This window comes from Burkholderia sp. Bp9015, from assembly GCF_003853505.1.
Taxonomy (GTDB): Bacteria; Pseudomonadota; Gammaproteobacteria; order Burkholderiales; family Burkholderiaceae; genus Burkholderia.
The window spans coordinates 104408-117041 of record NZ_QTPZ01000027.1 but is presented as its reverse complement, the minus strand read 5'-3'; the positions used below and the strand labels follow the sequence as shown (position 1 = coordinate 117041).

The following is a 12634-nucleotide window of genomic DNA, read 5'->3' as shown; positions in this document are numbered from 1 at the left end:
GCCGCGATCTTCGCGAGCGAGCCGCCGAATTTGCCGACCGCGGTCCGCGCGGCCGATACGATCACTACGTCCGTCATGTTTTGTTCCTGCATCGAAATCAGTGGGTCGATCCCTGTTGCATGCTGTATCGCGTGCCGGGGCCGGGCGGCACGGCGGCCGACGTCGGCGCTTGAGCGCCATACGACCCGCGATGCGGCTCAGGGCTCGCGCTTTCATGCGCGCCGCCCATTCGCCCGCTCCAGCCGGGCCCGGACACGTTGCGGCGAGCCGGACGCCGCCGGCCACCACGCGGCACACGCGGCGGCCGGCGCCCGCCGGCGCCGTTCGATCAATGGTGTCGCGCCTGCGCGCGACACGCGCTCATGCAGCCGATTCGCGCGAAGCGGCTTCCTTGCGTGCGGCAGCCGCCGTCTGCTTGGCACCGCGCGTCGCCGTTTCGCTGACCGCGTCGAAACCGCTTTGTGCGGCTTCGATTGCCTGCCCCGTCGCTGCGCGCACGGAGTCTGCCGCGGCAGTCGCCGCGGACAGCGCCGAATTCAGCGCGGCGACCACCGCGCCCGAACCGGCCGGCGCATGCTTCGTCAGCTCGCCGACCACCTCCTTCACGCGCTTGTCGGTCTGCTCGTATTGCGCCTGCGCGACCTTCGCCCACTCGGCCTGCGTCGACACCGCGATGTCGAACAGATGGCGACCGTACGCGACGGCCTTGCCGGCAGCTTCCTGCGGTGCGGCGACTTGCTGCGCGAAGCCCGCAGCCGGGTTGCTCGCGTTGAACGCGTTCTTCAGCTTGTCCTCGTATTCGTCGAGCGCCGTCTTGGCCGCTTGCAGGTTGAGTTCGACGACGGCCTCGAAACCATTGATTGCCGGACGCGCAATCGCGAACCAGGCGGCAATTCCGGACTGATAATCGGCGGCGAATTTTTCGGGGGCAAATACGGACATCGGGCACGCTCCTGTTAGCAATGCGAGAGACGAACGAAAAAAATGGAAGCCAGATCGAGGTCCGCTTCCTTATTCACAACCCGCAGGCACGATTGACCGCGGGGAGTTGAAGATTGCCATTCTAGATGGATTAATTGTCAATTAAATGGCATTAATGGTAGGTAAAAACCCTTATCGATCGGGTTGATCTCCTCGCATCTGCGCCCGCACACAATGGGGCCACGTCGCAACGCCTTGTCCCGAAATGATTTTTACTTTTTTACGGCATGGCGCACCGCGACGTCCGTAACATTTACCCCGTCATTATTCCGGTTATTTGAAAAACAGGTGCGCATTGGAAAATAGGGCAGATTCCCCTGTAATCGTTTTTCCAGATTTATTTTGAAATCGTTACCGGGATTATTAATGACGAATTCAATGATCGTATATAAACCGCCGAGCCGGGCCAGCGCCGACACTCTCACCCGACCAGTTCGCGATGCAGCGCGCGAAACTCCTGCGCGAGCTTGTGTGCCGGCTCGAGATGGATCACCGGCGTCGACTGCTGATGCGATTCGCGGATCTTCACCGATGCCGAGAGCCGCGACGCCAGCACCGGCAGCCCTTCCTCGACGAGTTCGTCGACCAGCCGCTGCGGCAGGCTCGCGCGCGGCTGGAACTGGTTGATGACGATCCCTTCGACCTCGAGCGCCGCGTTGTGGTCCTGCTGGATTTCCTTCACGTTCTCGAGCAGCGTGTACAGCGCGCGGCGCGAGAAGTCGTCGCAATCGAACGGAATCAGGCAGCGCTCGACCGCGATCAGCGCCGAGCGCGTGTAGAAGTTCAGTGCGGGCGGCGTGTCGATGTAGACGGCATCGTAGGTGTCGAGCTCGTTGAGCGCGTCGCGCAGCTTGTAGATCTTGTAGCGCGACTCGAGCTTGCCGTGCAGCGTGTCGAGGTCCGGATGCGCGGGCATCACGTCGAGCCCGTCGAACGGCGTCGGATGGATGAACGATGCGACGTCGACCGGCCGGAAGTTGAAGGTCAGCGCGGTCTCGAAGAATTCGGCGACGCCGGGATGCGCGTCGGTGGCCCGGTCGCCGAGCAGGTAGTGCGTGGAATTCGCCTGCGCGTCGAGGTCGATGACGAGCGTGCGCAGCCCTTCGCTCGCGCTGATCGCCGCCAGGTTGCAGACGATCGTCGACTTGCCCACCCCGCCCTTCTGGTTGAATACGACCCGCCGCATTGTGTCTCCTTCGATCGAAACGTCGAAAAATCGAGCTTAGCCGGTCAATCGTGGCGGCCGCGTGACATCGATCAGATACACGAACCGCCCGGGAGATTTGCTGAGCGGCGCGACGAACGACTGGAAATCACGACGGAAGACGCGCGCACGAGGAACGGGCACAAGGGCTAATGTTGCGACGCAACATCCGAACTGTTAAACTAGGGAAAACCCGTAGTTCAAGCTTGCGAAGGAGCAGTCGTGTACCCCGTATTTTCGTTCCTGATGGATCTGCTGCCGGGCCGCAGCGCGGCTTCGTTTTCGCCGTCGGCAAAAGTAAACCGTGTCACGTTCACGGGTGCCGTGGACCGCAGCGATGGCGTGATCCTGTCGATCAACGGTAGCGACGCGCTGGTCCGCTGGCCGAAGGGTGGAAAATCCGTCGAGCGCGTCAGCAATCTGGTCGCGATCGTCACGGAAGCGTAAGCGGTTCTGTTCTGCGGCGGCCACGGCGCCGCTCTTGTCATGGTCCGCACCGTCCGAAGCAGGCGACTCGGGCGTGAATGCCACGGCCCCCATGTCGGGAATGCGCCGTTGCAGGCTTCAGGAAACCTGCTCACCGGCGCGGTTGCGTCGGTTGAAGTTTGCGGTCGGCATGCTCGCCACGTAAGCACAACAGACGTCAGGGCCATCGCGCCCGCGACGACGAACGTCCGCTGACGGGGGAGTCCATTCTCAAGTCTCGCCCATCCGACGCGGCCGGCGCCAGCGGCTTCTCCCCGCCTTGCACGACGCCACCACGACGCTCCTCACGCCCGATCGGGCACGTTCCGCCCAAAGCCCAAAAAACGCGTAAACGAAAAAAGGACCCGAAGATCCAGGCTGAACCAGTGATTCAGCGTGGAGATTCGGGCCCCTCTTTACATCGGGAACCGGCGTTCCGCTTAGAACGGAATATCGTCGTCCATCTCGTCGAAGCCGCCGCCTGCCGGCGCGCTCGGACGGCTCTGGCCGCCGCCTGCACCGCCGCGCGGCGCGCCGCCGGCACGACCGCCGCCGCCGCGTTCCATCTGTTCGCCGCCGCGGCCGCCGCCACCACCACCGTAGCCGCCGCCGTAACCGCCTTCGTCACCGCCGCCACCGCCGCCGCCCGAACCGCCGCGGCCGCCGAGCATCTGCATCTGGTCGGCGACGATTTCGGTCGAGTAGCGATCCTGGCCGTCCTGGCCCTGCCACTTGCGCGTGCGGATGCGGCCTTCGATATAGACCGACGAACCCTTCTTCAGGTACTCGCTGACGATTTCGGCGAGACGGCCGAAGAACGCGACGCGGTGCCACTCGGTCATTTCCTTGAAATCGCCGCTTGCCTTGTCCTTGTAGCGATCGGTCGTCGCGAGACGGATGTTCGCAACCGCGTCGCCGCTCGGCAGGTAACGGACTTCAGGATCGGCGCCGAGATTGCCGACGAGGATGACCTTGTTGACGGATGCCATGTGTTTCTCCAGTAAATTCGATGCCGGGCCGCCCGCGAATGTCGTCGGAGCGGCCCGCCGGGCAAGCCGGCGAGCGCCGCCGGTGCCTGCCCGAAAAGAAGGTTCAGGCCTTGCGCGGCGGCGCTTTCATGCTGGCCGCGATTATAAGCCACGCCGCCACGAGCCCCGAGCACGCGTAGAAGACGGTGTTCGCGCCGCCGTGCTTCAGCAGCCAGCCGCCCACGATGCCGCCGAGCGCGAGCCCGATCGATTGCGTGGTGTTGTAGACGCCCGTGGCCGCGCCCTTGCGCGAACCGGGCGCGAGCTTCGACACGAGCGACGGCTGCGACGCTTCCAGGATGTTGAAACCCAGGAAGTACACGAACAGGATCGCCGCCACAATCAGGATGGTATGCGGAGCGCTGCCGAGCAACAATTGGCCGATCAGGATAGCCAGAATGCCGCCGAGCAGCACCGGCTTCATCTTGCCCCGTTTTTCCGCGACGATGATCGCCGGGACCATCATCACGAACGCGAGCCCCATCACCGGCAGGTAGACCTTCCAGTGCGCGGCGACCGGCAGCCCGCCGTCGACCAAGAGGCGCGGCACGACGAGGAACAGCGCCGTCTGCGTCGCGTGCAGCACGAGCACGCCGAAGTTCAGGCGCAGCAGCTCGCCGTTGTGCAGCACCTCGCCGAACGGCGCCGGCACGTGCACGGGCTTCGCCGCGTCGGGCACGATCCACACGACGACCCCGATCGCGAGGATCGACAGCACGCCGACGATCGCGAACAGCCCGCTCATCCCGACCCAGTGGAACACGATCGGCGCGCCGACGATCGCGACCGCGAACGACACGCCGATCGAGCCGCCGACCATCGCCATCGCCTTCGTGCGGTTCTGCTCGGAGGTCAGGTCGGCGATGAACGCGAGCACCGCGGACGACACGGCGCCCATCCCCTGGATCACGCGGCCGACGATGATCCACGTGATGTCGTGCGCGAACGCGGCGACGAAGCTGCCGAGCGCGAAGATCAGCAGGCCGGTGGCGATCACGGGCTTGCGGCCGAACTTGTCCGACGCCCACCCGTAGAAGATGTACAGCAGCGACTGCGTGACGCCGTACGCCCCGAGCGCGATGCCGACGAGCAGCACGTTGTCGCCGCCCGGGATGGTTTTCGCGTAGACCGAGAACACCGGCATGATCATGAACAGGCCGAGCATGCGCAGCGCGAAGATCGCCGCGAGCGACGTGGTCGCGCGCAGTTCGGGCGCACTCATGCGGGAAGACGTGGCGGACGGATTGGACATCGGGAATGAATTTCGAATGATCGGAATGTCCGCCCGGCGGCGGGCGGCGGAAGATCAGGGCCACCGGCCCGGCAGGCCTGGCAGGCGCGCTTTCCGGGGCCGCTTTCCGGGACGTCGGGCAGGCAGCCTGCGGGCCGCCTCGCGCCGTGCGGCGCGGCCGCCTTCCCGGCGTGGACACCGCCTTGCTGCCAGCTGCTGCAAAGGCTGGGGGCCCCCAACGACGGCCTCGAAAAGCCGTTATAGTAGCAGGTTTGGTTCCCTCCATTTTCGCCAGGTTCATGGAACAGATCCGTATCCGTGGGGCACGCACCCACAACCTGAAAAACGTCAATCTCGACCTGCCGCGCCACAAGCTGATCGTGATTACCGGGTTGTCCGGGTCGGGCAAGTCGTCGCTCGCGTTCGACACCCTTTATGCCGAAGGCCAGCGCCGCTACGTCGAGAGCCTGTCCGCGTACGCCCGCCAGTTCCTGCAGCTGATGGAGAAACCCGACGTCGACCTGATCGAGGGCCTGTCGCCCGCGATCTCGATCGAGCAGAAGGCGACGTCCCACAACCCGCGTTCGACCGTCGGCACGGTCACCGAAATCCACGACTACCTGCGACTTTTGTTCGCACGGGTCGGCACGCCGTACTGCCCCGACCACGACATCCCGCTCGAGGCGCAGAGCGTGTCGCAGATGGTCGACGCGGCGCTCGCGCTGCCCGAGGAAACCAAGCTGATGATCCTCGCGCCGGTCGTCGCGAACCGCAAGGGCGAGCACGCCGAGCTGTTCGAGGACATGCAGGCGCAGGGCTTCGTGCGCTTTCGCGTGCGCTCGGGCGGCGGCACCGCGAACGAAGGCGTCGCGAAGATCTACGAGGTCGAGTCGCTGCCGAAGCTCAAGAAGAACGACAAGCACACGATCGACGTCGTCGTCGATCGTCTCAAGGTGCGGCCGGACATGAAGCAGCGCCTCGCGGAATCGTTCGAGACCGCGCTGCGCCTCGCCGACGGCCGCGCGATCGCGCTGGAGATGGATACCGACCACGAACACCTGTTCAGCTCGAAGTTCGCGTGCCCGATCTGCTCGTACTCGCTGCAGGAGCTCGAGCCGCGCCTGTTCTCGTTCAACAACCCGATGGGCGCGTGCCCGGAATGCGACGGCCTCGGCCAGATCACGTTCTTCGACCCGAAGCGGGTCGTCGCGCACCCGTCGCTGTCGCTCGCCGCGGGCGCCGTGAAGGGCTGGGATCGCCGCAACCAGTTCTACTTCCAGATGCTGCAGAGCCTCGCGGCGTTCTACGAATTCGACATCGACGCCGCGTTCGAGGACCTGCCGGAAAAGATCCGCAAGGTGCTGCTGTTCGGCTCGGGCAAGCAGACGATCCCGTTCTCGTACATCAACGAGCGTGGCCGCACGACGATCCGCGAGCACGTGTTCGAAGGGATCATCCCGAACCTCGAGCGCCGCTACCGCGAGACCGATTCGGTCGCGGTGCGCGAAGAGCTCGCGAAATACCAGAACAACCAGCCGTGCCCGTCGTGCGACGGCACGCGGCTGCGCCGCGAGGCGCGCCACGTGCGGGTCGGCACCGGCGACTACGCGCGCGGCATCTATGAAATCAGCGGCTGGCCGCTGCGCGACGCGCTCGGCTATTTCGACGGCCTGTCGCTCGACGGCGCGAAGCGCGAGATCGCCGACAAGGTGATCAAGGAAATCGTCGCGCGCCTGACCTTCCTGAACAACGTCGGCCTCGACTACCTGTCGCTCGAGCGCAGCGCTGAAACGCTGTCCGGCGGCGAGGCGCAGCGGATCCGGCTCGCATCGCAGATCGGCTCGGGCCTGACCGGCGTGATGTACGTGCTCGACGAGCCGTCGATCGGCCTGCACCAGCGCGACAACGACCGCCTGATCGCGACGCTCAAGCACCTGCGCGACCTCGGCAACTCGGTGATCGTCGTCGAGCACGACGAGGACATGATCCGCACGGCCGACTACGTCGTCGACATGGGCCCGGGCGCCGGCGAGCACGGCGGCGTGATCGTGGCTGAAGGCACGCCGAAGCAGGTGCAGTCGAACCCGCAGTCGCTGACGGGCCAGTATCTGGTCGGCAAGCGCACGATCGAATACCCGGACGAGCGGCTCGCGCCCGATCCCGAGCGGATGCTGCGCATCGTCGACGCGCACGGCAACAACCTGAAGCACGTCGATCTCGAACTGCCGGTTGGCCTGCTGACCTGCATCACCGGCGTGTCGGGCTCCGGCAAGTCGACGCTGATCAACGACACGCTGTATCACGCGGTCGCGCGCCACCTGTACGGCTCGTCGGCCGAGCCGGCGCCGCACGAGGCGATCGAGGGCCTCGAGCACTTCGACAAGGTGATCAACGTCGACCAGTCGCCGATCGGCCGCACGCCGCGCTCGAACCCGGCCACCTACACGGGCCTGTTCACGCCGATCCGCGAGTTGTTCTCGGGCGTGCCGACCGCGAAGGAGCGCGGCTACGATCCGGGCCGCTTCTCGTTCAACGTGAAGGGCGGCCGCTGCGAGTCGTGCCAGGGCGACGGCGTGCTGAAGGTCGAGATGCACTTCCTGCCGGACGTCTACGTGCCGTGCGACGTGTGCCACGGCAAGCGCTACAACCGCGAAACGCTCGAAGTGCAGTACAAGGGCAAGAACATCAGCGAAGTGCTCGACATGACGGTGGAGCACGCGTACGAGTTCTTCAGCGCGGTGCCGGTGATCGCCCGCAAGCTGAAGACGCTGCTCGACGTCGGCCTCGGCTACATCCGCCTCGGCCAGTCGGCCACGACGCTGTCGGGCGGCGAGGCGCAGCGCGTGAAGCTGTCGCTGGAACTGTCGAAGCGCGACACGGGCCGCACGCTGTACATCCTCGACGAGCCGACCACCGGCCTGCACTTCCACGACATCGCGCTGCTGCTCGAGGTGATCCACCGGCTGCGCGACCAGGGCAATACGGTCGTGATCATCGAGCACAACCTCGATGTGATCAAGACGGCCGACTGGGTGATCGACCTCGGCCCCGAAGGCGGGGCCGGCGGCGGCCAGATCATCGCGCAGGGCACGCCCGAGCAGGTCGCGAAGACCAAGGCGAGCTTCACCGGCAAGTACCTCGCGCCGCTGCTCAAGCGCCCGGCCCGCAAGGCGGCGGCCGGCTGACACTTTCCGTTCCCGCGCGCGGCTGCCCGGCCGCGCGCGCCCGGCAGCGGGGCGGCGCCGGCCTCCTCGTTTTCCCTTCTGCGGTTTTCCCCTCTGCGTTTACACCACGAGCCAAACAGCCCCGTGGCAGACCATAATGGAAGCTATACTTTACGGTCGTAAGGTTCGCCATCCGCACCAATCCGGTGCGGCGCCGGGCGATCGCCGCCGTGTCGCCCACCGCGCGGCACGGCACACGAACGACAGGAATCCATGATGGAGAAGCAACAAGAGTCGCGCGACGCGCAGAACCGCGAGCCGCACCTGCGCAGCGTGCGGCTGACGAGCGACTTCAGCCTGCCGAAGCTGTCGGCGATCGAGATCGGCAGCTACCTGTTCGCCCTCGTCGCGATGGTGCTCGTCATCGAACTCAAGCTGCTGGGCGGGCTGCTGGCCGGCATGCTGGTCTATCAGCTGATCCATACGATCGCCCCGGTGATCGAACGCCACACCACGAGCATGCGCGCGCGCTGGGTCGCCGTCGTGCTGCTGTCGATCGCGATCGTCGGCGGGCTCACGGGCCTGACGATCGGCATCATCGACCACTTCGAGCACACGGTGCCGAACCTGCAGAGTCTCCTTGGCCAGCTGATGCAGATCGTCGAGCAGACGCGCGCCCGCACGCCGGCCTGGATCGCGAACCTGCTGCCGGTCGACGTCGAACAGATGAAGACCAAGGCGGCGCTGCTGATGCACTCGCACATGGACCAGCTCCAGCAAGGCGGCAAGAGCGTCGCGCGCGGCTTCGGCCACGTGGTGTTCGGGATGATCATCGGCGCGATGATCGCGATCGGCGTCGAGCACGGCAAGGTGCGTCGGCCGCTGTCGACCGCGCTCGTCACGCGCGTGTCGCGCTTCGCCGAATCGTTCCGCCGGATCGTGTTCGCGCAGATCAAGATCTCGGCGATCAACGCGACCTTTACCGGCATCTACCTGCTCGTCGCGCTGCCGATCTTCCACCAGCGGCTGCCGCTGTCGAAAACACTGGTGCTCGTCACGTTCATCGTCGGCCTGCTGCCGGTGATCGGCAACCTGATCTCGAACACGCTGATCGTCGCGGTGTCGCTGTCGGTCAGCATGGGCACCGCGATCGCGTCGCTCGCGTTCCTCGTCGTGATCCACAAGCTCGAGTACTTCCTGAACGCGAAGATCATCGGCGGCCAGATCGAGTCGCGCGCGTGGGAGCTGCTGCTCGCGATGCTGATCATGGAAGCCGCGTTCGGGCTGCCGGGCGTGATCGCCGCGCCGATCTTCTATGCGTACATGAAGCGCGAGCTGTACATGCTGCGGCTGATCTGACGCGCCGTACCCGACGCAACCCGATCCCCGCGCATCACGCGATAAAAAAACGCCGCTCCCCGTCAAGGGCGCGGCGTTCTTGTTTGCGGCAACCGACGGCCTGCGCAGGCCGGCCGGCGCGCATCACCGATCAGCCGATCAGCGGAACACGACGGTCTTCGTCCCGTTCAGCACGATCCGGTGCTCGACGTGCCACTTCACCGCACGCGCGAGCGTCACGCACTCGACGTCGCGGCCGATCGCGGTGAGCTGGTCGGGCGTCATGCTGTGGTCGACGCGCTCGACTTCCTGCTCGATGATCGGGCCTTCGTCGAGGTCGGTCGTCACGTAGTGCGCGGTCGCGCCGATCAGCTTCACGCCGCGGTCGAACGCCTGGTAGTACGGCTTCGCGCCCTTGAAGCTCGGCAGGAACGAATGGTGGATGTTGATCGCGCGGCCGGCGAGCTGCTGGCACATGTTCGGCGACAGGATCTGCATGTAGCGCGCGAGCACGACGAGATCGGCCTGGTGTTCGTCGATCACTTCCAGCACCCGCGCTTCCTGCGCGGCCTTCGCCGCATCGGACGAACCGCCGACGAGCGGGAAATGATGGAACGGGATGTTGTAGCTCGCGGCGAGCTGGTAGAACTCCTTGTGGTTCGACACGATCGCCGGAATCTCGATCGGCAGCTGGCCGGTGCGGTAGCGGAACAGCAGGTCGTTCAGGCAGTGGCCGATCTTCGACACCATGATCACGACGCGCGGCTTCACGGCCGCGTCGTGCATTTCCCAGCGCATCCCGAACTGCTCGGCGAGCGGCGCGAATTCCTTGCGAAGCGTGTCGAGCGCCGACGCGGCATCCGCGCCCTCGCCGTCCTGCACGAAGTGCACGCGCATGAAGAACTCGCCGGTGCGGCTGTCGCCGAACTGCGCCGAATCGAGGATGTTGTTGGCACGCTCGAACAGGAAGCCCGAGACCGCGTGGACGATGCCATGCCGGTCGGGGCACGACAGTTTCAAGATAAAGCTGTGATCGGTCGACATGACCGCTACTCCCTTCGTTTCGGTATTCGTCAAATAGGCCGTTCGTCCGGCCTTACCCTGGGGCCCAAGCCCGGGCAGGCAGGTGGCGCGTCAGTGGCGCGTCAGGCGGCCGGCGCGAACAGCGCGTCGATGCCCGCCGCGTCGGCCGCCGCGAGCCAGCGGTGGCGCAGCAGCGTGTCGAGCATCGCGAGGCTCGCATCCATCGTCGCGCGGCCTTCGCGCAGCCAGCCGATCACCTCGGGCACGCCGGCCAGCAGGTGCTCGGCCACTTCGCCGTCCTGGTTGTGCGGCGCGAAGTCGCGCGGCAGCGGCAGGTCGTACACGAAGATCAGTTCGGACTGCGTGCCTTCCGGCAGCGAACACAGTACCTGCACCGCGCGGCCCGCGATCGCACGCGCCGCCAGTTCGGCCGGCATGCCGGCCTCTTCCCAGCATTCCTTCGTGAGCGTCTCGTGAACGCCCAGGCCCCAGCCGATGCCGCCCGCGACGACGTTGTCGAGCATGCCGGGGTCGGTGGCCTTGGTCGCGCTGCGGCGGCCGAGCCACATCTGCGGCGCGGCCGCCGAACCCGGCGCAGCCTCATATTCTACGATGCCGTTCAGGTGCACCGCATAAGTCTGCGTGCCGAAGAAGCGCGACGCGGCGCGCTCGATGTACGCGAGCGGCGGATCGTCGAAGCGGTTGCGGATCGCATAGATCTCGTCGCGCCAGCCGGGAATCGCGCCTTCGGCCGCCAGCGCGCCGATCGCGCTCGCGAGCGCCATGCTGCGCGCGTCGACCGTGTCATAGCGCGCCGACAGCACGACGCGCGCGTCCGTCAGCTCGAACACGTCGGGCCAGCGCGCGAGCTTCGCGACGTCCTGGCGGCGCACCCAGCCCACGGCCACGCCGGCGATCTCGAAACGCAGGTGCGCGGCCGGATCGAAGCGGCGCGCGGCCGCAATGCACGGAAACGTCATCGGGCTCAGTCCTTCAGCGCGACGCGGATGCCGATCGCGATGAAGGTCGCGCCGGCGATCCGGTCCAGCCACACACCGGCCTTCGGGCGGCGCTTCAGCCATGTGCCGATCGCCCCCGCGCCGACGCCGAACAGCGAGAAGATCGCGGCCGTCTGCAGCATGAACAGCGCGCCGAGCTCGAACATCTGCAGCGTCACGCCCTGCACGCCGTGCGGATCGACGAACTGCGGCAGGAACACGACGAAGAACAACGTGACCTTCGGGTTCATCAGGTTGCCGATCACGCTCTGCCGGAAGATCGCGCCAAGCGGCTGCGGCGGGCGCTCGTGCGCGTTCGCGAGGCCCTGGCTGCGCAGCGCCTTGATGCCGATCCACACGAGGTACGCGGCGCCTGCGAGCTTCAGCGTCTGGAACGCGACCGGCGACGAGCGCAGCACCGCCGCGACGCCGAGCGCCGCGAGCGTCGTATGGAACAGGATTCCGGCCGTGAAGCCGAGCGCGGCGACGAAGCCGGCCGCGCGGCCCTGCGAGATGCCGCGCGCGAGCACCTGCAGGTTGTCGGGACCCGGCGCGAACGTGATCGCGATCGACGTGGCGAGAAACAGCATGAAGTTGGGCATCGTGACCTCGCGGCGTGGGCCGGCTCCGGTGGTTCAGTGGCCGGCGAATTCGGTGACGGTATAGACGGGCAGCCCCGCGTTGCGCAGCAGCGTCGAGCCGCCGAGATCGGGCAGGTCGATGATCGCCGCGCCTTCGACGACGACCGCACCGAGCCGCTGCAGCAGGTTGCGCCCCGCCATCATCGTGCCGCCGGTCGCGATCAGGTCGTCCATGATGATCACGCGGTCGCCGGGGCGGCACGCGTCTTCGTGGATCTCGACGGTCGCGCTGCCGTATTCGAGGTCGTACGATTCCGAGCGCGTCTTGTACGGCAGCTTGCCGAGCTTGCGGATCGGCACGAAGCCGACGCTCAGCTCGTACGCGACGATCGGCGCGATGATGAAGCCGCGCGCGTCGAGCCCCGCGACGTAGTCGAGCTTCGCATCGACATAGCGTTCGACGAACAGGTCGACGAGGATGCGCAGCGCCTTCGGGCTCTGCAGCAGCGTCGTGATGTCGCGGAACTGCACGCCCGGCTGCGGCCAGTCGGGCACGGTGCGGATCTGGCTGTGGATGAAGGCGACCGGATCGAGCGGTGCGCCCGGCGACGAATGCGGCAT

At 66.3% G+C, this 12634-nt stretch carries 11 protein-coding genes; 3 read left to right on the top strand and 8 right to left on the bottom strand.

Annotated features, from left to right (window positions below):
• Positions 1-360: 360 nt before the first annotated feature.
• Together phaP and DIE12_RS26030 are read right to left on the bottom strand one after the other, a co-directional pair.
• Positions 361-942 (bottom strand): TIGR01841 family phasin, encoded by a 582-nt coding sequence (gene phaP / locus DIE12_RS26035; RefSeq protein ID WP_124486497.1) that lies wholly within the window; start codon positions 940-942, stop codon positions 361-363.
• A gap of 460 nt (positions 943-1402) precedes the next feature.
• On the bottom strand, positions 1403-2167 hold the full coding sequence (locus tag DIE12_RS26030; protein ID WP_044847448.1) for a ParA family protein: 765 nt from the start codon (positions 2165-2167) through the stop codon (positions 1403-1405).
• Positions 2168-2407: 240 nt separating this feature from the next.
• On the opposite strand from DIE12_RS26030, the gene DIE12_RS26025 reads away from it, so the two are divergent.
• Positions 2408-2632: a hypothetical protein gene (locus DIE12_RS26025; RefSeq protein WP_044847449.1), complete on the top strand. Its 225-nt coding sequence runs from the start codon at positions 2408-2410 to the stop codon at positions 2630-2632.
• Between the two features lie 458 nt (positions 2633-3090).
• Here the strand turns inward: DIE12_RS26025 and DIE12_RS26020 are convergent, their stop codons facing one another.
• Positions 3091-3639, bottom strand: a complete 549-nt coding sequence (locus DIE12_RS26020; RefSeq protein ID WP_124486498.1) for a single-stranded DNA-binding protein — start codon at positions 3637-3639, stop codon at positions 3091-3093.
• A 103-nt stretch (positions 3640-3742) separates the two neighbouring features.
• Positions 3743-4930 carry an MFS transporter gene (locus DIE12_RS26015; RefSeq protein WP_044847451.1) on the bottom strand — a complete coding sequence of 396 codons (1188 nt, stop codon included), beginning with the start codon at positions 4928-4930 and terminating at the stop codon, positions 3743-3745.
• 278 nt (positions 4931-5208) lie between these two features.
• Here DIE12_RS26015 and uvrA point away from each other — a divergent pair, with 278 nt between their 5' ends.
• On the top strand, positions 5209-8094 hold the full coding sequence (gene uvrA / locus DIE12_RS26005) for an excinuclease ABC subunit UvrA (RefSeq protein WP_044847452.1): 2886 nt from the start codon (positions 5209-5211) through the stop codon (positions 8092-8094).
• Positions 8095-8349: 255 nt separating this feature from the next.
• The gene (locus DIE12_RS26000) at positions 8350-9432 is read left to right on the top strand and encodes an AI-2E family transporter (protein ID WP_044847453.1); all 1083 of its coding nucleotides are present in this window, start codon (positions 8350-8352) and stop codon (positions 9430-9432) included.
• Positions 9433-9570: 138 nt separating this feature from the next.
• Here the strand turns inward: DIE12_RS26000 and purU are convergent, their stop codons facing one another.
• The 4 genes from purU to DIE12_RS25980 all read right to left on the bottom strand — a co-directional run bounded on the left by purU (position 9571) and on the right by DIE12_RS25980 (position 12634).
• Positions 9571-10455 carry a formyltetrahydrofolate deformylase gene (purU, locus tag DIE12_RS25995; protein ID WP_124520756.1) on the bottom strand — a complete coding sequence of 295 codons (885 nt, stop codon included), beginning with the start codon at positions 10453-10455 and terminating at the stop codon, positions 9571-9573.
• A gap of 101 nt (positions 10456-10556) precedes the next feature.
• On the bottom strand, positions 10557-11414 hold the full coding sequence (locus DIE12_RS25990) for an NUDIX hydrolase family protein (RefSeq protein WP_124520754.1): 858 nt from the start codon (positions 11412-11414) through the stop codon (positions 10557-10559).
• Between the two features lie 5 nt (positions 11415-11419).
• Positions 11420-12034: a LysE family translocator gene (locus tag DIE12_RS25985; protein ID WP_044847456.1), complete on the bottom strand. Its 615-nt coding sequence runs from the start codon at positions 12032-12034 to the stop codon at positions 11420-11422.
• 33 nt (positions 12035-12067) lie between these two features.
• Positions 12068-12634 (bottom strand): adenine phosphoribosyltransferase, encoded by a 567-nt coding sequence (locus DIE12_RS25980; protein ID WP_124486502.1) that lies wholly within the window; start codon positions 12632-12634, stop codon positions 12068-12070.

Excerpts from the sequence above, each read along its gene's own strand:
- DIE12_RS25980 (WP_124486502.1), bottom strand. The coding sequence starts at position 12,634 with ATGCCGCATTCGTCGCCGGGCGCACCGCTCGATCCGGTCGCCTTCATC.
- uvrA (WP_044847452.1), top strand. The coding sequence starts at position 5,209 with ATGGAACAGATCCGTATCCGTGGGGCACGCACCCACAACCTGAAAAAC.
- purU (WP_124520756.1), bottom strand. The coding sequence starts at position 10,455 with ATGTCGACCGATCACAGCTTTATCTTGAAACTGTCGTGCCCCGACCGG.
- DIE12_RS25990 (WP_124520754.1), bottom strand. The coding sequence starts at position 11,414 with ATGACGTTTCCGTGCATTGCGGCCGCGCGCCGCTTCGATCCGGCCGCG.
- DIE12_RS26020 (WP_124486498.1), bottom strand. The coding sequence starts at position 3,639 with ATGGCATCCGTCAACAAGGTCATCCTCGTCGGCAATCTCGGCGCCGAT.
- DIE12_RS26030 (WP_044847448.1), bottom strand. The coding sequence starts at position 2,167 with ATGCGGCGGGTCGTATTCAACCAGAAGGGCGGGGTGGGCAAGTCGACG.
- DIE12_RS26015 (WP_044847451.1), bottom strand. The coding sequence starts at position 4,930 with ATGTCCAATCCGTCCGCCACGTCTTCCCGCATGAGTGCGCCCGAACTG.
- phaP (WP_124486497.1), bottom strand. The coding sequence starts at position 942 with ATGTCCGTATTTGCCCCCGAAAAATTCGCCGCCGATTATCAGTCCGGA.
- DIE12_RS25985 (WP_044847456.1), bottom strand. The coding sequence starts at position 12,034 with ATGCCCAACTTCATGCTGTTTCTCGCCACGTCGATCGCGATCACGTTC.
- DIE12_RS26000 (WP_044847453.1), top strand. The coding sequence starts at position 8,350 with ATGGAGAAGCAACAAGAGTCGCGCGACGCGCAGAACCGCGAGCCGCAC.